22 protein-coding genes and 1 pseudogene are annotated in these 22,332 nt (G+C 59.4%); 8 read left to right on the forward strand and 15 right to left on the reverse strand.

The window, feature by feature from the left end:
- Positions 1-46 precede the first annotated feature (46 nt).
- Positions 47-1,129: a cyclopropane fatty acyl phospholipid synthase gene (cfa, locus tag LJ360_RS14795; protein ID WP_413774433.1), complete on the reverse strand. Its 1,083-nt coding sequence runs from the start codon at positions 1,127-1,129 to the stop codon at positions 47-49.
- A gap of 304 nt (positions 1,130-1,433) precedes the next feature.
- Positions 1,434-1,808 carry a hypothetical protein gene (locus LJ360_RS14800; RefSeq protein ID WP_091849816.1) on the reverse strand — a complete coding sequence of 125 codons (375 nt, stop codon included), beginning with the start codon at positions 1,806-1,808 and terminating at the stop codon, positions 1,434-1,436.
- Between the two features lie 512 nt (positions 1,809-2,320).
- Here LJ360_RS14800 and LJ360_RS14805 point away from each other — a divergent pair.
- Entirely contained in the window at positions 2,321-3,220 is a 900-nt protein-coding gene (locus LJ360_RS14805) for a hypothetical protein (protein WP_091849818.1), read from the forward strand.
- Between the two features lie 145 nt (positions 3,221-3,365).
- Positions 3,366-4,997, forward strand: coding sequence for a GMC family oxidoreductase N-terminal domain-containing protein (locus LJ360_RS14810; protein WP_264994415.1), 1,632 nt, complete (start codon positions 3,366-3,368; stop codon positions 4,995-4,997).
- Between the two features lie 124 nt (positions 4,998-5,121).
- Here the strand turns inward: LJ360_RS14810 and LJ360_RS14815 are convergent, their stop codons facing one another.
- Together LJ360_RS14815 and LJ360_RS14820 are read right to left on the reverse strand one after the other, a co-directional pair.
- Positions 5,122-5,985, reverse strand: coding sequence for an NAD-dependent protein deacetylase (locus LJ360_RS14815; protein WP_245742523.1), 864 nt, complete (start codon positions 5,983-5,985; stop codon positions 5,122-5,124).
- A 104-nt stretch (positions 5,986-6,089) separates the two neighbouring features.
- Positions 6,090-6,902 carry a LysR family transcriptional regulator gene (locus tag LJ360_RS14820; RefSeq protein WP_264994416.1) on the reverse strand — a complete coding sequence of 271 codons (813 nt, stop codon included), beginning with the start codon at positions 6,900-6,902 and terminating at the stop codon, positions 6,090-6,092.
- A gap of 258 nt (positions 6,903-7,160) precedes the next feature.
- On the opposite strand from LJ360_RS14820, the gene LJ360_RS14825 reads away from it, so the two are divergent.
- Together LJ360_RS14825 and LJ360_RS14830 are read left to right on the forward strand one after the other, a co-directional pair.
- Positions 7,161-7,343 carry a hypothetical protein gene (locus LJ360_RS14825; RefSeq protein ID WP_091849825.1) on the forward strand — a complete coding sequence of 61 codons (183 nt, stop codon included), beginning with the start codon at positions 7,161-7,163 and terminating at the stop codon, positions 7,341-7,343.
- A 146-nt stretch (positions 7,344-7,489) separates the two neighbouring features.
- Positions 7,490-7,768 carry a peptidylprolyl isomerase gene (locus tag LJ360_RS14830; RefSeq protein WP_091849827.1) on the forward strand — a complete coding sequence of 93 codons (279 nt, stop codon included), beginning with the start codon at positions 7,490-7,492 and terminating at the stop codon, positions 7,766-7,768.
- Here the strand turns inward: LJ360_RS14830 and alkB are convergent, their stop codons facing one another.
- Positions 7,769-8,410, reverse strand: coding sequence for a DNA oxidative demethylase AlkB (gene alkB / locus LJ360_RS14835; protein WP_091849829.1), 642 nt, complete (start codon positions 8,408-8,410; stop codon positions 7,769-7,771).
- A 233-nt stretch (positions 8,411-8,643) separates the two neighbouring features.
- Between alkB and LJ360_RS14840 the strand changes: the two genes are divergently transcribed.
- The 3 genes from LJ360_RS14840 (at position 8,644) to LJ360_RS14850 (ending at position 10,263) form a co-directional block, all read left to right on the forward strand.
- A complete protein-coding gene (locus LJ360_RS14840) occupies positions 8,644-8,814 on the forward strand; it encodes a hypothetical protein (RefSeq protein ID WP_177186019.1) in 171 nt (56 codons plus the stop codon).
- Between the two features lie 179 nt (positions 8,815-8,993).
- Complete coding sequence (locus LJ360_RS14845) at positions 8,994-9,572, forward strand: outer membrane beta-barrel protein (protein WP_091849831.1); 579 nt, start codon at positions 8,994-8,996, stop codon at positions 9,570-9,572.
- Positions 9,573-9,771: 199 nt separating this feature from the next.
- Positions 9,772-10,263, forward strand: a complete 492-nt coding sequence (locus tag LJ360_RS14850; protein ID WP_264994418.1) for an MgtC/SapB family protein — start codon at positions 9,772-9,774, stop codon at positions 10,261-10,263.
- On the opposite strand, the gene mtgA is transcribed toward LJ360_RS14850, so the two are convergent.
- The 10 genes and pseudogenes from mtgA to gabT form a co-directional block, all read right to left on the reverse strand.
- The gene (gene mtgA / locus LJ360_RS14855) at positions 10,257-10,943 is read right to left on the reverse strand and encodes a monofunctional biosynthetic peptidoglycan transglycosylase (protein WP_091849835.1); all 687 of its coding nucleotides are present in this window, start codon (positions 10,941-10,943) and stop codon (positions 10,257-10,259) included. The two genes, LJ360_RS14850 and mtgA, sit on opposite strands and share 7 nt — an antisense overlap.
- Positions 10,940-11,800 (reverse strand): DUF2059 domain-containing protein, encoded by an 861-nt coding sequence (locus LJ360_RS14860; RefSeq protein WP_143066576.1) that lies wholly within the window; start codon positions 11,798-11,800, stop codon positions 10,940-10,942. Before LJ360_RS14860 ends, mtgA begins: the two co-directional genes overlap by 4 nt.
- 127 nt (positions 11,801-11,927) lie before the next feature.
- Positions 11,928-12,725 (reverse strand): thioesterase family protein, encoded by a 798-nt coding sequence (locus LJ360_RS14865; RefSeq protein ID WP_091849839.1) that lies wholly within the window; start codon positions 12,723-12,725, stop codon positions 11,928-11,930.
- 95 nt (positions 12,726-12,820) lie between these two features.
- Entirely contained in the window at positions 12,821-14,284 is a 1,464-nt protein-coding gene (locus tag LJ360_RS14870) for a gamma-aminobutyraldehyde dehydrogenase (protein ID WP_218144786.1), read from the reverse strand.
- A 30-nt stretch (positions 14,285-14,314) separates the two neighbouring features.
- Positions 14,315-15,133 (reverse strand): ABC transporter permease, encoded by an 819-nt coding sequence (locus LJ360_RS14875; protein ID WP_091849841.1) that lies wholly within the window; start codon positions 15,131-15,133, stop codon positions 14,315-14,317.
- Positions 15,123-16,049 (reverse strand): ABC transporter permease, encoded by a 927-nt coding sequence (locus LJ360_RS14880; protein WP_218144787.1) that lies wholly within the window; start codon positions 16,047-16,049, stop codon positions 15,123-15,125. Before LJ360_RS14880 ends, LJ360_RS14875 begins: the two co-directional genes overlap by 11 nt.
- Before the next feature lie 20 nt (positions 16,050-16,069).
- Positions 16,070-17,122, reverse strand: a complete 1,053-nt coding sequence (locus tag LJ360_RS14885; protein ID WP_091850189.1) for an ABC transporter ATP-binding protein — start codon at positions 17,120-17,122, stop codon at positions 16,070-16,072.
- An 84-nt stretch (positions 17,123-17,206) separates the two neighbouring features.
- A pseudogene (locus tag LJ360_RS14890) lies at positions 17,207-18,280 on the reverse strand (ABC transporter substrate-binding protein); the annotation flags it as partial.
- Between the two features lie 313 nt (positions 18,281-18,593).
- Positions 18,594-19,466: a LysR family transcriptional regulator gene (locus LJ360_RS14895; protein WP_218144788.1), complete on the reverse strand. Its 873-nt coding sequence runs from the start codon at positions 19,464-19,466 to the stop codon at positions 18,594-18,596.
- A gap of 62 nt (positions 19,467-19,528) precedes the next feature.
- A complete protein-coding gene (gabT, locus tag LJ360_RS14900; RefSeq protein ID WP_091849849.1) occupies positions 19,529-20,803 on the reverse strand; it encodes a 4-aminobutyrate--2-oxoglutarate transaminase in 1,275 nt (424 codons plus the stop codon).
- Between the two features lie 210 nt (positions 20,804-21,013).
- Between gabT and LJ360_RS14905 the strand changes: the two genes are divergently transcribed.
- Positions 21,014-22,231, forward strand: a complete 1,218-nt coding sequence (locus tag LJ360_RS14905; protein ID WP_091849851.1) for an acyl-CoA dehydrogenase family protein — start codon at positions 21,014-21,016, stop codon at positions 22,229-22,231.
- Positions 22,232-22,332 lie beyond the last annotated feature (101 nt).

A 22,332-nucleotide genomic window follows, 5' to 3' on the forward strand; every position in this document is an offset into this window, starting at 1 on the left:
CTCGCACAGGGCGGCAATCAGTTCCATAGAGCAGCGCAAATTCAGGTCAGGTGACCCGTGCATAGACCCCCTCGGGGTTGCCCTTGGAAAGGACCCACTGCCAGAGCTGCAGGTCCCGGGCGCGGAAGGCACCGGCACAGGACAGAAGGTAAAAGCGCCACATGCGGAAAAAGCGTTCCCCCAGGTCTTCGGCAAAACGAGGCCAGGCCTTTTCGAAGTTTCGATACCACGCCATCAGGGTACGGTCGTAGTCGGAACCGAAATTATGAAGGTCTTCGACAACGAAAAGATTATCCACCGCATCACCAATCTGCCCGACAGAAGGCAGTTCCCCGTTAGGAAAAATATACCTGTCCATCCAGGGGTCTGACTGGGGCGCCCGCTCGTTCTTTCCGATGGTGTGAAGCAGGAACAGGCCACCCTCTTTCAGGCACCGGTGCGCCACTTCCATATAGGTGCGGTAATTCTTGTTACCCACATGCTCGAACATGCCAATACTGACGATACGGTCAAAAGTCTCATCCACATCCCGGTAATCCTGCAACCGGAACTCCAGGGGCAGGTCCGGGTACATCTGCCGGGCCAGGTCCGCCTGCTCCCGGGAGATGGTAACCCCTACACACTCCACGCCATAATGTTCCGCTGCCCAGGACATGAAACTGCCCCAACCACAACCAATATCCAGCACCCGCATGCCAGGTTCCAGCTGCAGCTTGCGGCAGATCAGGTCAAGCTTTGCCTGCTGGGCCTGCTCCAGGGTATCGGCGTCTTTCCAATAGCCACAGGTATAAGTCATGCGGGAATCCAGCATGGCACGGTAGAAATCATTACCCAGATCGTAGTGCCGTTCGCCCACCTCCTTCGCGCGGGACACGGTCTGGCGATTGAGCAGCCGCGATTTCAGGTAATGGAGTAATACCCGGGCGGGCCGGACCTGCCGGTGCAACCGGGCCCGCAATACCCGGTGGATGAACTCATCAAGGGCCTGGGCCTCCCAGTCCCCGTCCATGTAACCTTCGCCAAGCCCGAGACTGCCTTCTGTAAAGATGCGCTCGGCCACGCCGGGGTTGTTCACCTGCATGTCCCAGGGCCTGTCACCACCAACCTGGATATCCGCCTCAGCCAGCAGATCGCGAAGGTAGTCCTGGAGAGAGGTCCGCCCGGGCAGCGACGTTTTGCCAGACTGTTTTGCCAGTTCCATGAGATTCTGCCTCCTCAAATCCGCTCGCACCATTGCGACAGAACGGTCGACCTGTCTATCTGTATAAATATAGACCGGTTTGGCAGATTTTCTAAATTAGAGGCAATCAATCAGAAAGGAAGATAATTTCTATCACGCTCGGGTGGCCCCTCCAGGCGGCCAGGCCCGGAGAAGGTTACACCGACTGCTGGGCCTGACCGTTATCCAGGGCGAAGGTCCGGTGCGAGGAAGGTCAGTTTTTCCAGATCAGCACACCCCGGTCCCCATCGGCGATGCCAAAGAAGGAACCACGACGGTCATGGTCATGGTCATGGTAGGAACGCCGGTGCCTCGGGTAATCGTCACGGTAGTGGCGCTTGTGGTCGCGATAGCTATGCCTGTGATGACGATCCCGATGATGCCACTTCGGCCCTTTTTTATGGTGGTGTTTATCGTGTCCCCGACCCCGGTGACCCGGATGGTCCCGGTATACTCGCTTGGTCAGGTAGCCGTCATGGCGTTCGTGGGCCTTGACGAAGCCGGATTCGTTCCGGTCCGGGTCTGCCAGGGCCAGCGGCGCTGAACCTAACAGGCCAATAGTCAACAAAGCAATCAGCAGGTTTCTCATGGTTGATCTCCTTTTCGTGGTCAGGTCTTGCTTGCACTGCCTGGCCGTTACAGCCATGCCCCACCGTACCGCTGCCGATGTAAACCTATGTTCCCCATGCCGTAAAATTTCTGTAAAGGCCCTATGTGCCGGCCGGTTCCGTATACCAACCCACCTCCGGACAGCCGGGTTCCCTCACTGTCCGCCCCGACCCGTCAAATGCAAACTGGGTCTCAACTGCAAATAATTAGTGTTAGACGTGTCTTATTTTTCGAGACATTTGCTGGTTTTGTCTTAAACAGCCATTAACATTTCCCAAGCCGTTACCTCGCTGACGAACATGGCCAGTGCGGCGACGGCGCCGGAGAAACGTTGTTTGTCCGCAACACAAGAGAAACAGGGTTTCTCCAATAAAAACAGGGCCCGGTGGCCGGCACAGCCACCTCCAGTGGGCCCGAATAACCGCGAGGGAGGTGCTTGTGTCCGAAACCAAATCGACGAATTCACCCATCAGTTCCGGGAGGCGTCAGCTAATGATCGGCTCTGGTGTGCTCGGCGCTGCCGCTGCCGTCAATCCCGGCATGGCTTTCGCCCATTGGGGGCGCGACAAGGGAAAGGGCCGTTGGGGCCGCGACAATCCACAGGAGAACGTGGAACCCGTTGACTGGACCGTAGAGCAGCTTCGCACTGCCCTTGACCGACTACGGGATGATACGTTCTTCGCCATGATCGCCTTCGGCGTTCCCGGCAATGACCCCTATTCCGAATACCAGGGAGTGAGCACCCCCTACCCCGGAGGCATCACCACCCGCGCCGACCTTTACCTGGCCGGGGGCACGAACCTGCTGGTGCCCATGCCTGCCTCCTACATGGGCCAGATGCTGGCTTCGATTGCCACCTACCTGGCGATCCAGCCGATGGATATCCCCGAGATGGCCGCCGGAGATGTGGGTGAGAACGGTGAATACCTTCTCGAAAACCTCAATAGCACCTTTACCGACTACCTGGAAGGCGAAGTATCCAACTCCGTGCTGGTGGCGCTGCTGGTCAACCTGGCAGCCACCCGGGTTGCAGGCAGCATCGACGGTCCGTTCCCGTCACCGTTCGCCAACCTGGGCTGGGAGCAGAAGTGCAGGGTGTTTGAAGAGCTGGAAAGTGAATCCTCCTGGCTCAAACGCGCTATCACCTGGAACATCCCTGACCGGGATTACCGGGAAGCGACACCGGGCGTTCTGTCTTCCATGGTTGCCTTCATCTTGCGTATTGCAGGCTTCGGCAGTTACTGCGAGTTCGCCGTATTCAACCCCGAGACCCGCGAAGTGGCACAGCGCCCGTTAGGCTGGGTACTCAGCCAGTACGCGCCTGATGCGCCTCCCAGCGGCATCGGCAGCGATGACTTTATTGGTTATTACCAGGGACGGAGGAGTGTCTGATGCGTGATGTAATCATTATTGGCGCCGTGGCGGTGGCCCTGTAGTAGCAAAGGAACTGGCCGAGCGGGGCCTGGACGTCCTGGTACTCGAAGCGGGTGCCCGCCACGCCAGGCCGGAGCAGCAATGGTCTGCCCTTGAAAACCACATGAACAGCTCCCTCACCGGCAAACTGCGGTTCGGCCCTTCTGATCCTGCCAAGCCAGCCTGGTTCCGTGAGCTGGTCACCCCCGGAAGTTTCTCCCAGGTTTCCGGTGTTGGTGGCACTACATTGCACTATTACGGCAACAGCCCCCGGGCCATGCCGGGCGTGTTTGCGGGCTACCGCGGCCGTGATCACGGCATGTACGACTCCCGTCACAAATTCCCGTTCAGTTACGGCGAAATGCGTCGCTACTACGAGTGGACGGAAGCAACCCTGCCAGTACAGACAGCAGCCATGGGCACCAAGGAACAAGCCTTCTTCCAGGCCGCCGAGGCAGCCGGGCTGAGTCCGATCACTGGCAAGGACATCACCCATGCCGGCTTCCGCCCCCAGGAGAACGCGATCCTGCAGCCGGGCGGCAACGCCGGACGCACCAGCGACCCGTCCCAGCTGAACTACCCCGACGCCAGCGGCTGTACTCTGTGCGGCCACTGTTTCCAGGGCTGCATGCTGCCCAAGGGAGCTCCACGTAACCTCAAGGCCCGCCGCTCCACCGACAACAGTTACATGCCCATGGCACTGACGGCGGATCTGTGGAAGCCCGGCGGCAAGGCGATCACCCTGATCAGCGACGCCTACGTCACCCGCATTCTTTCCGACCGCCAGTGGGGCCGTCGGTTGCAGAAGGCAACGGGCGTTGAATGGCGAGACGTCAACACCGGTGAGATTCATTCGGAAGATGCCCGGGTCGTGGTCATGGCCGGCGGTTGCATCGAAAATCCAAGACTGTGGATGAACAGCGACCTGCCAGACCCCAATGGCTGGGTTGGACGGGGCCTGACTGACCATGCCCTGGACTGGGTGACCGGCATTTTCGACCATGACGTCGGCGGCGCCAGGGGCACCTCCTGCTCGTCCCGGGCAGACTTCCCGGGCTACGGAGCCATCCAGAACACGGCCAATACACCAGGGGTACAGGCCAACAACCTGACCAACAGCGATAGTGGTATCCGTGGCGCCTACACCAACGGTATTGGCGGCCAGGGAGCGTGGGACGGCGATTCCGGTCGCGTCTATGGCACCGAACTCAAGGAGGTGATGTCGGACATCAACCGCCAGATGAGTATCCTGGTGCTGACCGACGACGACGTGGAATACCAGAACAAGGTAGACGTTTCCCGTGTATTCCGGGACGACCACGGCCCTGTAGCAAGGGTGGATATCAACAAGCGCCGTCGCTCACGTCGTACCCAGCGCAACCGGGACTACCTGGCCACCCGGGCAGCGGAAATCCTGCGGGCTGCCGGTGCCAGGAAGATTATTCGCAGCGACTGGGCACCTGTACTGCTGCACCTGCAGTCCTCCATGCGCATGGGTGACAGCGCCCGCAACTCCGTGCTGGATGAGAACTGCGAGGCGCGGGCGGTGCAGGGTCTGTTCATAGCCGATAACTCGGCCCTGCCCAACTCCCTGGGCGGCCCGAACCCAACCCTGAGCACCCAGGCACTGGCTACCCGGACTGCCGAGAAGATCTTCCAGCAGTACTTCGGCGGCGACGCATGGGTCGACCGGGAAAGCCCGATCTGCTCCATCGATGATGTGGTAACCCAGGCAGTTATCAATCGGGGGATTTGAGGAACACAGCGACCAGGGACCAGTCGCTCAGGCCGGAAGGGAATCCGGCAATCGTTGGGGGTAACACTCTGCTTGCAGAGTGTCGTCTTGGCCCGGCAGTTTCTGCCGGGCCTTTTTTGTGTTTTCAGGGTGGGCCCAGCTGCTCGAGGCAAAGCTCCAGGGTTTCGGTAATCCGCGCATTAAGGCGCAGGTCCAGCATATCGTCGGCCCGGGTTCGCCCCAGGTTAAGGGCAGCCATTGGTTTTCCCCAGTCCCGCCCATAACGGCAGAAACGAAGACCGGAGTAGACCATCAGGGACGAGCCCACAACCAGCAGCCCATCTGCTGAACGCAGGCACTCCAGGGCACGGCTGACCCGTTCCCGCGGCACATAGTCGCCGAAAAAGACCACATCCGGTTTCAGAACTCCATGACAGTCGGGACAGTCCGCCACCCGAAAACCGCTGAAGTCCACTTCCAGGTCAGCATCACCATCCGGCGCGGCACTCGCACGAAACCGGAGAAAGCCCGGGTTCAGATCGGTACACCAGCCATGTACCTGGTCCCGGTCGCAGCGATAACCACATTCCATGCACACGACCTGGTCTGCCCGACCATGCAGGTCCACCACCTGGCGACTCCCGGCACGCTGGTGCAGGCGATCGACATTCTGGGTGACCAACAGACTGACGTGTCCCCTGGCCTCCAGTTCAGCCAGGTACCCGTGGGCGCGGTTGGGCGTCGCGTTTCGCATAACCGGCCAACCCAACAGGCTGCGCCCCCAGTACCGACGTCGCAACCCCTCATCCGCCAGGAAGGCCTGGTGCTGCACCGGTTGCCGGCGTTTCCAGGCACCCGAGGCATCCCGGTAATCCGGAATACCGGAATCTGTACTGATCCCTGCACCCGTCAGAACCATCAGCCGGGGATGGTTCCGGATGAAGTCGGCGAGAGCTGCGGCTGCCTGTTCCGGCTGCACAGGCACGGGCTCTGGCCCGGTGCGGGGCATGGGTACGGATCGGTTGGAGGGACGCAGGGCTGTCATGCTTCTATCCTGTCTGTCGGCGCTGGCAAAAGTTTGTTGGTACCACCCCGGCAATCAGTGGTTACCCGTCAGGGTTGGCCTTCAAGCTGCCGTTGCCGGTCACGGAGGCGTTGTGCCAGGAAGTCCATGGCCACCCTGACCCGGGCCATCTTGCGAAGGTCCTGGTGCGCCAGCAGCCACAGGTCGATGCTCTCGCCTTCCAGTGGGTCCGACAGGCGGGTCAGTTCCGGTGCCGGATCTCCCAGGTAGCAGGGCAAAACACCAAGCCCCCCACCATTGCGAATCAGGCTGAACATACCATAGAGGCTGTTGCATCTGAGCGTCGAACCGGCGCGACGAAGGTTACGGCGGTACCAGCGCCCGGTAGCCAGGTGAACAAAGCTTTCATCCGGTATTACCCATACGTGATCGCCTGGCAGGTCAGATTCATCGAAGGGGTGCCTTTCTACATAGGCAGGGCTGCCATAGATAGCCGACTCGATACTGCCGACCCGGTGTCCGACCAGGGTTTCCTGGGGCTGGTTGGTAGGACGCAGCACCAGGTCAGCGTCCCTCAATGTCAGCCCTGCCACGTCGGTGCAGGTGATTGCCTCGATATCCAGGCCCGGGTAGGCCGCTATCAACTCGCCCAGAAGCGGTGCCAGTAGCCCATTGAGCAGGCTGTCTGTCGTAGCCAGCCGCACCCGTCCTTCCGGATCCGTCTGCTGCCCTGCCAGCCGGCGCTCCAGGTTTTCCACATCCACCGCCAGTCGCTCAGCTTCCCGATAGGCCAGTTCACCGGCCGGAGTCAGGGCCAGGCCATCACGGTTTCGTTCAAACAACCGGGTCGCCAGGTCAGACTCCATCTGATCGAGTCGTCTCAGCACCGTAGTCTGATGCACGCCGAGCAACTCACCGGCCCTGGCCAGGTCCCGCCATTGGCGAGGGCGTGTACATATCTCAGGTAATCCCAGTCCATCGATGGTGTCCTGTCATTGATTTTTGTTACTGCATATCTGCAACGGGACTATGCAGTTTAACGTATTTAAACTGCGCATAAGAAACCAGACAATAGTCATGTGCTGACGGACAGGAAACTACCTTCTCCGCGGCACAGCCCCGATCAGGCAATACACCCATGCAACCAGGAGGTAAGACGTATGCAAGATCGAGCCAGAGTTAATCCCGTCCCCTCCACCGTACTGCACAATGCCGTCGAGCTTCGCCGGGCCTATACCCGGATGGCTGCCAGGAATACTGCAAAGGCGGTGGCCCGCTGGATCCGCCATGCCCAGCACTGGATCGCCCTGCACATTCGCCCGAACCGCCCTGCGGCTGGCTGACAGTGCCGGGCCTGCCAGGGCGTGGTGATTGGGAATCGGGATGCAGGAAGCACCAGGAACTCCCCTGACAGGCATCAAAAAGACTTGCCAGACGGGTTCCGGAAAGGCAGCATTCCGGACTCATTCACGGAACAGGGATACTGAACATGACCCAGGCTACAGCTCGCCACATTCTGGTAGAAACAGAAGCGAAGTGCGAAGAACTCAAACAGGCCATCGAGAACGGTCAGGACTTTGCGGATGTTGCCAGGGAGCACTCCCGTTGCCCGTCAGGCCGCAACGGCGGTGACCTTGGATCCTTCGGCCCTGGCCAGATGGTACCGGAGTTTGACAAGGCGGTTTTCAACAGCGACCTGAACACTGTCATCGGCCCGGTTAAAACACAGTTTGGCTACCATCTGCTGGAAGTGACCAGCCGCAACTGATTAACACGCCCTGCGGAAAGTCAGGTTGTAACGCACATGGCCGGTGGCCTCACACCGGCCATGTGCGACCGGCGCAATACCATGGTATCGGAGGCGGTCTTCCCCACCCCATACCAGCACATCCCCGTGTTCGAGGAGAAGCCTCGCCGGCGAACCCCTACGACGCAATTCTCCCCACAGAAATACCGCTGGCAGCCCAAGCGATACCGACACCACAGGCCAGCGAAAATCCTGTTCGTCCCGATCCTGGTGCAGCCCCATTCGGGCGCCCGGTTGATAGCAATTAACCAGACAGACATCCGGCTCGAACCCCGGGTAACCAGCCCTGGCAGCTGCATCCCCTGCCAGCTGGGTTAACAGGGGCGGCATGGTCGGCCAGGGGCGCCCTGTCTCAGGATCCAGCTCACTATACCGATAGCCCTGACGATCGGTGACCCAGTTACGGGCGCCGCAGCCGGTCATCGCCGCCGACATCTGACGACCTCCGGGGGTTTTCATGCGCCGGAACGGTGACTGTTCGGCGACACGGCCAATGGCCTGCAGCAGTTCATCCGCGACGTCCAGGGCATAACCGCGGAACAGCCATGTACCCGGGCCCAGGGATTCCGGGTTGTTGTCCAGGTCAGAAAACAGGTCCGGCACCGATTGCCTCCTTTGTGACGCACAGGGTCAGTATACCCCCTTTATCGTCGCCTTCAGGGTACCAGGTGGCTCCCCCAGTCTCTCTTTAGATCATCCAGACGGCTGTAAAACAGCGAGCTGCCCATCACTGGCGCATGTTTGATGTCATGGCGCGGAATATGCTGTTTTCTCTCACTGAGGCCCCGTTGATACGGGTTCTGTAAAGGAAACCGACGTTCGACCGGAGAACCATCATGAACCAGGGACTTGCCAGGCAGCAGGCTGACCTGCTCCAGCGCCTCCACGAGAACAAACAGCGGCAACTGACCGTCGCCCGCCGTCAGGGGAACGCCTTGCTTTCCAGCGTACTGGAAGCGGAGGCGCGGGCCATCGGCGATGCCATCGAGTTGATGAACCGCCGCTGAACAGGGAGCTGAAAGTAACGCAGATTCAACAGGCTACAAATTAAAGCCTCATTACCAAAGCGTATTCAGGTTTTAACTTGGATGCTACCGATTTTCATTTACGCTGGATAATGTGATGTCGAGCACACCGACACGCAACGGAAGCATGAATTCAACAGATGACCCAGGAGGTCTGTGTTATGCGCATCAAGTCCAGTGTTGCCTGTTTGACTCTTTTTACCGCTGCTGCGGTTGCCACGCCAGTTGCCATGGCCCAGGGCGCTGGTGAGCGGGATAATTCCGGCTTCTTTATCAGCGGTAGCTATGGTGGTTACAAGGCCCACGGCGGCGAGTTCGATGATGACCGCGATCTGTACGGCGTATCCGCCGGTTACCAGTTTAATCCTTTCTTCGCCCTGGAGGCGGACTACATCGACTTCGGCAAGTTCGGTGATGACGAAGTGCGCTCTGACCTCAAGGGCCTCTCACTGTCAGCCAAGGGCCGCCTGCCCCTCACCGAGGCCTTTGGTATCTATGGCAAGGTGGGTGCCTTCGCCTCGGACATGGAAGTCAGCGCCTTCGATGAAGACGAGACCTATGACGAGGTCAGTCCGTTTGTCGGCGCCGGCGTCGACTTCATGATGACCCATTCACTCACTGCATTTGCGGAGTACAACCGCTACAACGTGGATATCGACGAGGATGACTTCAACGGCCAGGTGACCAACGACGGTCCCGAGTTTGACACCGCTCGCGTTGGTCTCCGTTACACATTCTGACCGACCATCCGGCACCTGGCAGGAAGCCAGGTGCAGACTCTCTGCGGCACGAGGCGGCGTCACCGGCCAAGGCATGCTCCGCCCTCAGGGCTTTCGACGTGCAGCTATTCCGCAGGGCGACTATGATTGACTCAGGTACTTCTGGCCCGACAGTCTCCGGACGTCGGGCCGTTTTTAGCGCGCCAACCTGGAGGGGTTCATGGAGTCATCTGAACTGCCTTTCATGGACATGCTGATCCGCTTGTCGGTGGCTACCGGCTTCGGGTTCCTGCTGGGGCTCGAACGGGAGCTCAGGGGCAAGCCAGCGGGGCTACGCTCTCACATGCTTGTCGCCATGGGGGCAGCCGCGTTTGTCATGGTGGGTATGCATATACTCTTCGCCACCGCGACCGGCGACCCTTCGGCCCGTATCGATCCGACTCGCATCGTGGAAGGCGTGATTGGCGGCATCGGTTTTCTGGGCGCCGGATGCATTATCCAGGCCCGGGGCAGCGTGCAGGGCATCACCACTGGTGCCTCCATCTGGATCGCAGGAGCCGTCGGTGTGGCCAGTGGTATCGGTAACCTGTCGTTAGCTGGATTGCTGTCGGCCTTTGCGTTGATTACGATCGCGGTACTCGGGCATTTCGAGAAAGAAGTACTGAACGATCGGGAGGAACCAACCGGCGCTCGTCGAGGTCGTTCTCAGTAAAACCGCCGGACCAGGTCCCGCCCCCCCAATTGTCCCATCTGAGCACGAATCCAGGACACACGCCGCCAGATATAGTCGGATGGTGCAGCAGCATTGTAGACACGAGGGTTCGGAAGCACTGCGGCAAGCCTGGCGGCCTGCTCCGCAGTCAACTGTGAGGCCTTGATCCCGAAATGAGCCCGGCTGGCCGCTTCCACCCCATAGATCCCCGGCCCGAACTCTGCCACATTGAGGTAAACTTCCATAATCCGCCGCTTGCTCCACAAGCCCTCGAGCCCGAGTGCCAGGGCGGCCTCCAAGCCTTTACGGAAATAACTTCGACCACTCCACAGAAACAGGTTCTTGGCTGTCTGCTGTGTAATCGTGCTGGCTCCCCTCAGGCTATCCCCCTCCCGGAATGCGTCGACGGCCGTGGCAATCGCATCCAGGTCCAGGCCCCAGTGCTCCAGAAACCGCTGATCCTCACTGGCAATAACCGCCAGCGGCATCCAGGGAGAAATGTCTTCCAGGGGCACCCATTCCTGCTCAACGCCGGTGCGGTTTTCAATCTGCCAGGTAAGAATGAATGCCGTGGTTGGCGGGTTAATGTAACGAAAGAGCAGGAGTGTCAGGGATATCAGCAGGAGCCCCGCCAGAAACAGCAAGGCCACCCACCGACACGCGGCTTTCAGTAGCGTCATTCGCCCCCGGGCCCCAGCAGTCTGACCAACTGATTCCCCACCGTGGAAACCGGCTCAATGATAGCGGCATGGATGGATTTACTGGCACTCCCGGTAAAAGCCCGGCCTTCAGGTGACTCGAGAAAGCCGACGTATTCTGCCAGTTCCTGGTCAGAGAATGCCTGGTACATGTAAAGATAAGCCAGGTAGACCTGCTCGCCGACCTGGCGCTCGATCATGGGCCGGTTCGCCAGAACCTGCTCCTTCACAGACTCCGCGGTGTCTCCCTCGCTGAGGGCGGCCAGGGCCTCCGCCAGGTGAAGCTGGACCGCCAGGGCCGTTTCCACCGCACGCTGGCTGGCACCCACTGCCTGATCGTAGCGGTCAAACAACTGCTGACGCCGGGTACCGTCAAACTGCTTGCGCAGGCCAGGCGCTGCCGTTGCCATAGCCTCCCAGGCCGGCGGCATAGCGGCTTCCGTTTCCGCCAGTGACAGGCGCTGCCCCAGGTCCGACTCGTACCAGCGCTCCACCGTCTGCAACTGTCGGTCGTTCAGGTCCGTGTTCAGATCGTTGACCAGCCGGGCCCGTATGCGACGGGTATCGAATGCACTGCTGCCGAACCCGGCGATGGTTTCCGCTACCAGTGGCTCTACTTGTCCGGTCGCTATCAGGCCATCACGGATTCCCGCCTTGATCATCCCCCGGGATTGCTCGGCAATGGTTCCCAGAGGGGAAAGGCGAACAACGGTTTCCGCCGAAGAGGAGGCATGGGCCAGTGAGCCCATCCCATAGACAAGCAGGGTCACCATGACCAACATGGTCCGGTATAGCCTTGCCGTACGTGTCGCCACGTATAAACCTTCAAATCTCTGCATGACCTTGCCCCGCCAGTGAATCAGAGCCCTGTTTATGCCACGGCCTACTGGCCGGAACAAGGTCGGAAGCGTCAGTTTCAGTGACAGTTTGGACAGGGTCCGGAAAGGTGTGGACCGCCTGTGCGGGTCACCGGTTACGCGCCCGAACGAACAGGTTCTGCTGCGCCACCCCAATCAACCCCTGCTCGTCATAGAGATCGGAGCGGACCAGGCCAATACCATTGGATTCAACGGTCATCCGGCTGTCCAGCGCCACCCACTCGCTCCGGGGATGGCGATTCAGATAAACCGTCAGGTCCGTGTTCACGAAGGTGAACTCCTCAATGGGCAGGATCCAGCTCAGGCCGTTACCAAAGTCGGCCGCGGCCACCGCACTCATGGCCGGCGAAACGGTTTCGCCAGCTACGACCGGGTACTTGAGGCGGAACCAGGCCGCTGCCGGCCCTGGCCCCACAGTCTGCCCATGGGCCACCCGGATATCCATGGCGGTATAGTGAAATGAAGTGACCTGCTCCATACCGGGCACCAGGAAAGGTTCGTGGCAACGCTCCGGCCCCGACAATGGATGGCCTTCCAGCCTTGGCTCAATACCCTGGTCTTCCCCCTTCAGGAAAAGCGCTACTGCCCGTGCGACTACGGTCTCGCTGTGAGACAGGGTCAGCTCCACCCGTCGCACCGAGCGCCCCTTACCCATGGTTGCTGTGACTGTCAGGGGCGCTAGTGGCACCGGACGCACCAGCTCCATGGTCAGGCGGGCGAGCAGCATCTCCGGGTCACCGACCATCTCTTCGGCATAGCCAGCCAAAAGGGCCGCAGGCGCTCCACCGTGGAGCGCATCGGGACTCCAGGGGCCGCGGCCCAGTTCGGAGGGTACGAACAGATCTCCGTCGCGGACAAACACCGCCTCCCGGGATGTATCGGACATAAACTCAGCACTCTCTAAGCGTTCGGAATGAATCAGAACCTATGAGAATACCCGAGTTCATCGATAAATCCACCGTTCAGAGACCTGGCCAGCGCTCAGCCATGCTTGATCATCACGTGTCTCACCACGGTGTAATCTTCCAGGGAATACATAGACATATCCTTACCATAACCGGACTGCTTCATGCCCCCATGGGGCATCTCATTGACCAGCATGAAATGGCAATTTACCCAGGTACAGCCATACTGCAGGCGTGCCGAAACATCCATGGCCCGGCTGACGTCACGGGTCCACACCGACGAAGATAACCCGTACTCTGACTGATTCGCCCATGCAACAACGTCATCGTCATCACTGAAACGGGTCACTGAGACCACCGGGCCAAACACCTCCCGGCGAACAATCTCATCCTCCTGAAGGGCGCCGGTTATCAATGTTGGCTCGTAGTAAAAACCACTCCCTGAAGGCTTGCGACCACCTACAGCCACATCAATGTGGGGTTGCTCCGCGGCACGTGCCACAAAGCTGGCCACCCGGTCCCGCTGACGCTCTGAAATGAGCGGGGGAATTTCGTTTTCATCATCATCGTTCTGGTTGTATCGTATGGACGACACAGCATCCGCCAGCTTTTCCACCAATCGGTCATGAATACCCGCCCCGGCATAGATTCGACACGCGGCCGTGCAATCCTGGCCAGCGTTGAAATAGCCAAACGTTCGGATACCCTCAACAACCTCATCCAGGTCCGCATCGTCGTAGACAATGACCGGTGCCTTGCCACCCAGTTCCAGGTGCGTCCGTTTGACCCCCTTGGCCGCACTGGTGAGAATCTTCTTGCCCGTCGCGATGTCGCCGGTCAGGGAGACCATGTCGACGTCCGGGTGGTTGACCAGTGATGTGCCCACACTTTCTCCGCGGCCAGTGATGACGTTAAGAACCCCCGCGGGCAGGACCTCGGCTGCGACTTCCGCCAGCAACAAACTGGTCAGTGGCGTCTGTTCGGAAGGCTTGATCACCACCGTATTGCCGGCGGCCAGGGCCGGGCTGATTTTCCACGCGGCCATCATCAACGGGTAATTCCACGGTGCGATGGAGCCTATGACGCCCACCGGGTCCCGTCGCACCATGGAAGTATGTCCCTCCATGTACTCACCGGCGGCACTGCCCTGCAGACACCTGGCGGCACCTGCGAAATATCGCAGACAGTCCACCACCGCGGGAATCTCCTCCGCCAGAACAATGTGAAAGGGTTTACCGCAGTTGAGCGCCTCCAGCCCGGCAAATGTCTCGGCCTGTTGCTCAATTCGATCCGCCAGCCTCAGCAGCAGTAACGAACGTTCACCCGGCGTGGTTCGGGACCAGCGCGGAAAAGCCCTCCGGGCAGCCGCAACGGCCTGGTTGACCTGGTCGTCCGATGCTTCGGACAGCCCGATAATTTTCTCGGCAGTACGCGGATTCAGAATGGGCTCTTCCGGGCCCCTGCCCGCCACCAGGTCTCCACCTATCAGCAACCGGGTATACAGGGCCTGGGTACTTTTTTCATTACTTGTCTGGGACATGGGAAATCTCCGTGATTGCCTTGGCGGTTTCTACTTGCCATGACCTGCAGTGGCCTCGCCACCGCGGGTGAAGTAGTAAGCCATGAGAATGGGCAGGAAGGTGATAATCACCACGAATACGGCCACCACATTGGTCACCGGTCGCTGCCTGGGACGAACGAGCTCACTGAGCATCCATATGGGCAGGGTCGTCTGTTGCCCCGCGGTGAACGTGGTAACGATGACCTCGTCAAAGGACAGGGCAAAGGCCAGCATCCCGCCCGCCAGCAAGGCGGTCGCCAGGTTCGGAAGTAAGACATAGCGGAACGTCTGGAAGCCGTTGGCCCCCAGGTCCAGGGAGGCCTCCAGCAGAGAAGGTGACGTGCGCCTTAACCGTGCAACGGCATTGTTATAGACGACCACCACACAAAACGTGGCATGCCCCAGCACTATGGTCCAGAAGGAAAACGGGATGTCGGCGATGTCGAACGCGGACCGCAACGCAATACCGGTCACCACACCGGGCAACGCAATGGGCAGGATGATCAGAAGCGATACGGCTTCCCGGCCAAAGAAACGGGTCCGGGCCACCGCCGCCGCAGCCAGGGTCCCGAGGACAATGGCCGCACCCGTTGCGATCAGCGCGATTCTGAGGGAAAGCCCAAAGGCGTCCCAGATGTCCTGCCGCTCCCAGACCACGCCAAACCATTTCAGCGTGTAGTCTGGCGGCGGAAACTGGTAACTCTTTTCCTCGGTGGTAAAGGCGTAGAGAAATATCAGCAACAACGGCAGATGCAGGAACAAGAGGCCCGCTACGGCACCAATTTTCAGCTTCAGCGAAGCACCGGACCGTGTTCTTTTAAAGCGCATTGAAAGCCCCCATCCTTTTCGCAATCCACAGATAGATCGCCATCACCACAATCGGCACCATTGAAAACGCCGCGGCCATCGGCAGATTGCCCGCTGTGCCTTGATGCATGTAGACCGCCTGGCCGATGAACAGCCGGGAAGAACCGACAATTTGCGGCGCGATGTAGTCACCCAGCGTCAGTGAAAACGTAAAGATTGAGCCGGCCACGATGCCGGGCAGGGCCAGCGGGAAGATGACTTTGCGGAAGGTTTGACCAGGACGTGCGCCCAGGTCACCGGACGCCTCCAGCATTGAAGCCGGGACCCTTTCCAGGGCGGCCTGGATTGGCAGGATCATGAACGGCAACCAGAGGTAGACAAACACCAGGAACGTTCCGATATAGCTGAAAGACAGGGAGGGACCACCGATAACCGGCATCGATAGCAGCGCGTCCACCAGCGGCGTCAGGCCCACTTTCTCCACCGTCCAGTTCAGGACACCTTCGTTGGCCAGAATCAGTTTCCAGGCGTACACCCGGACCAGGTAGCTGGACCAGAGCGGGAGCATTACCGCGATAAAAAACAACCCCTTGACCCAGCCCCGGGCAAACCGGGCCGCGTAATAGGCGATAGGGAAAGCAATCAGGGCCGATACAACGGTTACTGAGGCGGCCATCAGGACCGTACGCAGCACGATATCCAGATTGGAGGGGCGCAGCAGTTCGGCATAGGTCTTCAGCGTAAACTCCCGGACAATACGACCGGAAAACTCATCAATCGAGTAGAAGCTTTGCACCAGCAAAGCCACCAGCGAGCCAACATAGACCACACCAATCCAGATAAGGGGTGGCCCCAACAGGATCAGCAGCAACAGTCCCGGCTTGCGGAAAAACAGGTCGGACACCCGTCCGAGGATGCCGTCGGCAGGCTGGTTCATGAGGACACCGCGCTGCGCCATCACGATACCATCCTGTGCATGTCATCGAGGTTCCACCGGGCATAAACCGTTTGCCCGACGACGAGGCTTTCAACATTTGACGGCACAGACAGCGAAAGGGAGTGTCCGGCAACGGAGAGCACGCAGCGACGCACCGCTCCCTGATACTGCATGTGGCTGACCTCGGCGGACACCGTGAGTACGTTGTTCTCCCGGGTTACCGACTGGTCCGTGAGTTGAATCTTCTCAGGCCGCAGGCTCCACAAGCCCTCCGGAGCACCTATACGTTGGCAGAACGCCGGCTCCAGGATATTGGAGGAGCCAACAAAATCAGCGACAAAACGGTGCTCGGGCCGCTCATAGATATCTTCCGGAGTACCGACCTGCACCACGCGACCTTCGCTGAAAACCGCCACCCGGTCGCTCATGGAGAGGGCCTCGCCCTGATCGTGGGTGACAAATACAAATGTGATACCCAGCTCACGTTGCAGTGTCTTGAGTTCAACCTGCATCTGCTCCCGAAGTTTCAGGTCAAGGGCGCCCAAAGGCTCGTCCAGTAACAGAACCCTCGGCTTTCCAACCAGGGCCCGGGCCAGGGCAACCCGCTGACGCTGCCCCCCGGATAACTGGGCCGGTTGTCGCCTGGCGAATTCTTCCAGTCGCACCAACTCCAGCATTTCCATGGCCTGTTGATGCCTTTCCTTGCGTCCGACACCGCGAACGGTCAGGGCATAGGCCACGTTATCAATCACATTCATATGCGGGAACAGTGCGTAATCCTGGAAGACGGTGTTAACCGCACGGCGATAGGGAGGCACCCCGTCAACCGTTTGGCCGAAGATCTTCAGATGGCCGGCTGTCGGTTGCTCAAACCCCGCAATCAGCCTCAGGCAGGTGGTCTTGCCGGAGCCGGAAGGGCCAAGCATGCCGAAAAATTCACCTTCGGGGATACTCAGATCCACACTGTCGACCGCTTTGACCTTGCCGAAGTGCCGACTGATGCCAGCCAGTTCAACGGCTGAGGTTTTCTGACCGGCTGCCTCGTTCACCTGACTTCCTTCAGTGTCGTACATGGTTTCCCGAACCGTCGTTGCCATGGAGCCTCCTGTCGTACTTCGCCCCGCGCCTATGGCGGGGCGAAACGCCTCACACCCGCCTTAGCGACCGCCCAGAATGGCGATGTAGTCCGTTACCCAGCGGTAATAGGGAACGCATTGTTTGCCGTCACCGCAGGCGGACACCGGAGTGCGCCAGAAGCTGATCTTTTCGAAGTTATCCAGGCCGTTGGTCTGGCAACCGTTCTCACCCAGCAACTCATTATCTTCACAGGCAGCCAGTACCACCGGCACCGACCCAAACCAGGAAGCCAGGTCACCCTGCAGCTTGGTGTTCAGTGAATGCTCCATCCATTTATAGGCACAGTTCGGGTGCGGGGCATCCACGTGCATCATGGTGGTATCCGCCCAACCGGTCGCGCCCTCCTCCGGAATCAGTGTTGCCACTGGCTCGCCCTGGGCCTTGAGGATGTTTGCCTGGAAGGGCCAGGCTGATGATGCAACCACGCCCTCGTTGGTAAAGTCATCGATCTGGACAAAGGCGTCATGCCAGTAACGACCAACGATCTGGCGTTGCTGCCGCAGCAGGTCCAGGGCAGCGGAGTATTGGTCCTGGGTCAGTTCGTAGGGGTCCTCGATGCCCAGTTCGGGCTGATGTTTCTTGAGATAGAGCGCGGCATCCGCAATGTAGATCGGCCCATCAAAGGCCTGCACGCGACCCTTGTTCGACTTGCCGTCCGGCAGGGTCATTTCCTCGAATACAACCTTCCAGCTTGTAGGCGGCTGATCCCCGAATACTTCGGTGTTGTACATCAGGACGTTTGCGCCCCACTGGTAGGGCACGCCGTAATGAACGCCATCGACCGTATGCCAGGGAGCCTCCTTGAGCCGGTCATCCACGGTGTCCCAGCTCGGGATCAGGTCAGTGTTGATGGGCTGCACGCGGTCACCGTAGATGATCCTCAGCGACGCATCACCGGACGCCGTTACCAGGTCAAAACCACCCTCGTTCATCAGCGCAACCATTTCATCCGAGGTATTCGCTGTTTTTACGCGCACCTCGCAGCCCGTCGCTTTCTCGAAGCCCGTGACCCAGTCGTAGTTCTTGTCGGTCTCACCACGCTCGATGTAACCGGGCCAGGCGACGATATCCACCGCACCTTCACCCTGACCAACCGACTCTTTCATATCGGCTGCAGAAGCAACCGTTGCAACGAAAAAACGTGGTCGTCAGCATCGACGACATTAACTTGTTCATGATGTTTCTCCCGCGTTTTATGGGGCTCACCATGTCTTCTGTGACGACATGAGTGACGGCTACCAATTCGAGTATAGAAACCAACACAGGTATCGCCATAAATAAAATCAGAAAACAGATATCAATTTTTCCGATATTTATAGGTAAAACTACGGAGGCTTATGAGAGGGAACAGTCAAGGGAGTTAAACTTTCGATTTTTCCGAACACCTGCAACGACCAGGTCCGGAAATCAACGATGGCGGGAGACGGGCTCTTCCAGGGCCAGGTCAATAAAGGCCCGCGCGGCGTCCGATGGCTTGGCACCGCGGCGCCAGGCAAGCCCAACCTCTACCGGCGGCAACGGCGATGCCAACTTGACGCCAGCGATTCGGTCGCCTTCCAGCGACCAGGGCCGGTAAACAAGGTCAGGAAGCACCGACACACCGGCGCCAGTCGCCACCAGGCTTCTCACCGCTTCTACTGACGAGGTACGCATGGCCATGCGAGGTTGGCGGCGAGCGCGATGCCAGAGATCGGCGGTTGCCAGGCGGATTTCGTCGGTATTCAAGAGTATAAAGCGATCTTCCAGGAGCACGTCCCGGTCAATTTCAGGCCCGTTCGCCAGGCGATGCCCCATCGGCAACCAGGCCCGGAAAGGAGAGGTTTCCATAACCGCCGTATTGAGGGCTGTCCGTTCCTCGAGCGCCGACAGGATAAGGATTGCGACATCCAGCTCGCCGTTAAGCAGATAGTGCTCGAGATACTCCGGCGCATCCTCTACTACCTGTACTCCGGTGGCGCTGAACGCACGCCGGTAACGTGCCAGCAAATCTGGCAAGGCATAGCCGGCCACAATAGAGGTCACGCCAATATTGAGGGTGCCGGTCACCTGCTCCTGTTCTGCGAACACCCCCCGTGCATAGCTCACCTCGGCCAGAATCCGGTTGGCATGGCGAAGGAAGGCATGCCCCTTGTGGGTCAGCCCCATGCCCCGCGCATGCCGCTCCAGCAGGACAACGCCAAGGTCACTTTCCAGCTCTTTGATCGCTTCGGTTATCGTTGACTGGGAAACGGCAAGGTCCCGGGCAGCGCCAGAGACCGAGCCGATCTCTGACACCGCCACGAAGTACCTCAGCTGCCTGAATGAAAAGCTCACTGTTTAGGTAGTGCCGGGTACGCCGGACCTCAGGCCAGGCTTGCCAGGGCATCCTCAACAATCTGAAGACCTTCCTCCAGCACCTCATCTTCAATAGTCACAGGCATCAGGAAACGGATGGTGTTGCCATACATGCCACAGCTGAGCAGGATCAGGCCGTGCTCCTTGGCGTAGGCGGTTACCTTGGCCGCCAGGTCGGCGCGGGGTTCGCAGCCCTGCTTGTCCGTCACCAGCTCGATAGCGGCCATGGCCCCCAGGTTACGCACATTGTCCACATGGCCGAACTTCTCCTGCCATTGGGCAAATCGCTTGCCCAGCTTATCGCCCAGCGCCTGGCTCTTGCCGAGGATGTCCTCTTCCTCGAAGACTTCCATGACGGCGAGGGCAGCTGCGCAGGCGGTGGGGCTGCCAGTGTAGGTGCCACCGAGGGAGTTGGGGCCGGAGGCATCCATCACCTTGTCAGTGCCAACAATGGCAGAGATGGGCATACCGTCCGCCATGCTCTTGGCCATGGTGATAATATCCGGCTCTACACCGCTGTGCTCAATGGCAAACAGCTTGCCTGTGCGCCCGAATCCGCTCTGCACTTCGTCCACGATCATCAGCATGCCGTGCTCGTCGCAGATTTCCCGGATCTTCTTCAGGAAGCTGGCCGGGGCCGGATAGAAACCGCCCTCACCCAGAACTGGCTCGATGACAATAGCAGCAGTGTCTTTTGGATTGGCATCGGTTTTAAGGGCCATTTTCAGGCCTCGGATGGCCTCGTCCTCGGAAACCCCGTGGTACGGCACCGGGAAAGGCGCCCGGAAGACCATGCCGGGCATCACGCCAAAGTCGGTGGCATAGGGCTGTACCTTGCCGTTCATGGCCATGGTCATGAAGGTGCGGCCATGGTAACCACCATCAAAACAGACCACGTTATTCTTGCCGGTCGCCGCCCGGGCGATCTTGACCGCATTTTCCAGGGCTTCCGCACCGGAGTTTGCCAGCATCACCTTGGAGTGACCGCGAACCGGTGCCACCTGGCTGAGCTTCTCGGCCACGCGGACATAGCCCTCATAGGGCATGACGGTCTGGCAGGTGTGCATCAGCTTGTCCAACTGGGCCTTGACCGCTTCAACCACTTTGGGATGACGATGGCCAATATTGAGTACACCGATACCACCGGCAAAATCGATCATGCGTTTACCGTTGGCATCCCACAGTTCGGCGTTGCGGGCGTGATCCGCAAACTGTTCGTTCGGGCTGGCAGCACCGGCGGCCACATACCGTTCTTTCAGCTTTTGCAGTTCTTCGTTAGTCATGCTTCGCCTCAGATCTGTTCAGGGTTTGATGTTCCCTCAGTATGGTCGAAGGAGCGCCTTCCTTGCCACCCCGGCGCCCGGAAAACCCCACACAGCCTCACTTCATTAACGAAACTAATACTGATCTATCAGAACAATTCAGTTGATTGATCCATTGTCCGCTTTCATAGTGGTCAGCACTCAACCAACATCCACTGCCCGGAGGCATCAATGGATTTTCAGTATTCCGACAAGGTCGAATCCCTGCGCAAACAGTTAACGGCGTTTATGGAAGAGCACATCTACCCGAACGAGGCGCTGTACCAACAGCAGAAAGAGGAGAACCGCGAACGGGGCCATGCCTATGCAAAGGTACCCATCGTTGACGAGCTGAAAGAAAAGGCACGGGCCCAGGGCCTGTGGAACCTTTTCCTGCCGGAAGAAGAATACGGCCCTGGCCTGACCAACCTGGAGTATGCTCCGCTGGCGGAAATCATGGGCAGGGTGCTTTGGTCTTCCGAAGTCTTCAACTGCGCCGCGCCAGACACCGGCAATATGGAAGTACTGGCCCGTTACGGCAGTGATGAACAGAAAGCCACCTGGCTGCAGCCACTGCTGGACGGCAAGATCCGCTCTTCCTTTGCCATGACGGAGCCCGCCGTGGCCTCCAGCGACGCCACCAATATTGAAACCCGTATCCAGCGGGACGGTGACGAGTACGTCGTTAACGGTCGCAAATGGTTTATCACTGGCGGCTGTGGCGAGGAAACCAGGTTCTTTATCGTGATGGGCAAGTCCGACCCGGACAACGCCGACCGCCACAAGCAACAGTCGATGATCATCGTCCCCAAGGACACCCCGGGGGTAACCATCGTCCGGGATATGCCGGTCTACGGTTACTATCACGCCCCCAAGGGCCATCCGGAGATCCTGTTCGACAACGTCCGGGTACCGGCCAGCAACCTGATCCTGGGTGAAGGCCGCGGCTTCGAAATTGCCCAGGGGCGCCTGGGACCAGGCCGGATCCATCACTGTATGCGCGTCATCGGACAGGCCGAAAGGGCCTTCGAAATCATGTGTCAGCGCCTGGTCTCCCGGGAAGCCTTCCACAAGAAGCTGTCTGACCAGGGCGTCTGGCGTGAACGCATTGCAGATTGCCGAATCGACATCGATCAGACCCGCCTGATGGTGTTGCAGGCTGCGCAGATGATGGACCTCGTGGGCAACAAGGTGGCGAAGCAGCAGATCGCCATGATCAAGGTCGCAGCACCGGCCATGGCCCTCAGGGTCATCGACTGGTCTATCCAGGCTCACGGTGCCGCCGGCTACACTGAGGACTTCCCGCTGGCGGACATGTGGGTCTATGCCCGTCATCTGCGCACCGCGGATGGCCCCGATGAGGTCCACCGCAACGCCATCGCCAAGGAAGTGCTGAAAGCCTACCTGTAATACGGCCCAGAGGCGCACCGCCCCCCGGTGCGCCTTCAGCTATCCGCATCGTCGCATGCATATTTGCTCCTGAAGACCCTCCCACAGACACCCGACCGGCG

Source organism: Marinobacter sp. AN1, from assembly GCF_026013985.1.
Taxonomy (GTDB): Bacteria; Pseudomonadota; Gammaproteobacteria; order Pseudomonadales; family Oleiphilaceae; genus Marinobacter; species Marinobacter segnicrescens.

What these genes read in the sequence shown, in the direction of transcription:
- LJ360_RS14870 (WP_218144786.1), bottom strand. Translation starts at nt 14,284, where the DNA reads ATGTCCCAGACAAGTAATGAAAAAAGTACCCAGGCCCTGTATACCCGG.
- gabT (WP_091849849.1), bottom strand. Translation starts at nt 20,803, where the DNA reads ATGACTAACGAAGAACTGCAAAAGCTGAAAGAACGGTATGTGGCCGCC.
- LJ360_RS14860 (WP_143066576.1), bottom strand. Translation starts at nt 11,800, where the DNA reads ATGCAGAGATTTGAAGGTTTATACGTGGCGACACGTACGGCAAGGCTA.
- LJ360_RS14800 (WP_091849816.1), bottom strand. Translation starts at nt 1,808, where the DNA reads ATGAGAAACCTGCTGATTGCTTTGTTGACTATTGGCCTGTTAGGTTCA.
- mtgA (WP_091849835.1), bottom strand. Translation starts at nt 10,943, where the DNA reads ATGACGCTACTGAAAGCCGCGTGTCGGTGGGTGGCCTTGCTGTTTCTG.
- LJ360_RS14885 (WP_091850189.1), bottom strand. Translation starts at nt 17,122, where the DNA reads ATGTACGACACTGAAGGAAGTCAGGTGAACGAGGCAGCCGGTCAGAAA.
- LJ360_RS14905 (WP_091849851.1), top strand. Translation starts at nt 21,014, where the DNA reads ATGGATTTTCAGTATTCCGACAAGGTCGAATCCCTGCGCAAACAGTTA.
- LJ360_RS14805 (WP_091849818.1), top strand. Translation starts at nt 2,321, where the DNA reads ATGATCGGCTCTGGTGTGCTCGGCGCTGCCGCTGCCGTCAATCCCGGC.
- LJ360_RS14830 (WP_091849827.1), top strand. Translation starts at nt 7,490, where the DNA reads ATGACCCAGGCTACAGCTCGCCACATTCTGGTAGAAACAGAAGCGAAG.
- LJ360_RS14825 (WP_091849825.1), top strand. Translation starts at nt 7,161, where the DNA reads ATGCAAGATCGAGCCAGAGTTAATCCCGTCCCCTCCACCGTACTGCAC.
- LJ360_RS14845 (WP_091849831.1), top strand. Translation starts at nt 8,994, where the DNA reads ATGCGCATCAAGTCCAGTGTTGCCTGTTTGACTCTTTTTACCGCTGCT.
- LJ360_RS14865 (WP_091849839.1), bottom strand. Translation starts at nt 12,725, where the DNA reads ATGTCCGATACATCCCGGGAGGCGGTGTTTGTCCGCGACGGAGATCTG.
- LJ360_RS14815 (WP_245742523.1), bottom strand. Translation starts at nt 5,985, where the DNA reads ATGCCCCGCACCGGGCCAGAGCCCGTGCCTGTGCAGCCGGAACAGGCA.
- LJ360_RS14850 (WP_264994418.1), top strand. Translation starts at nt 9,772, where the DNA reads ATGGAGTCATCTGAACTGCCTTTCATGGACATGCTGATCCGCTTGTCG.
- LJ360_RS14840 (WP_177186019.1), top strand. Translation starts at nt 8,644, where the DNA reads ATGAACCAGGGACTTGCCAGGCAGCAGGCTGACCTGCTCCAGCGCCTC.
- LJ360_RS14880 (WP_218144787.1), bottom strand. Translation starts at nt 16,049, where the DNA reads ATGAACCAGCCTGCCGACGGCATCCTCGGACGGGTGTCCGACCTGTTT.
- LJ360_RS14875 (WP_091849841.1), bottom strand. Translation starts at nt 15,133, where the DNA reads ATGCGCTTTAAAAGAACACGGTCCGGTGCTTCGCTGAAGCTGAAAATT.
- LJ360_RS14810 (WP_264994415.1), top strand. Translation starts at nt 3,366, where the DNA reads ATGAACAGCTCCCTCACCGGCAAACTGCGGTTCGGCCCTTCTGATCCT.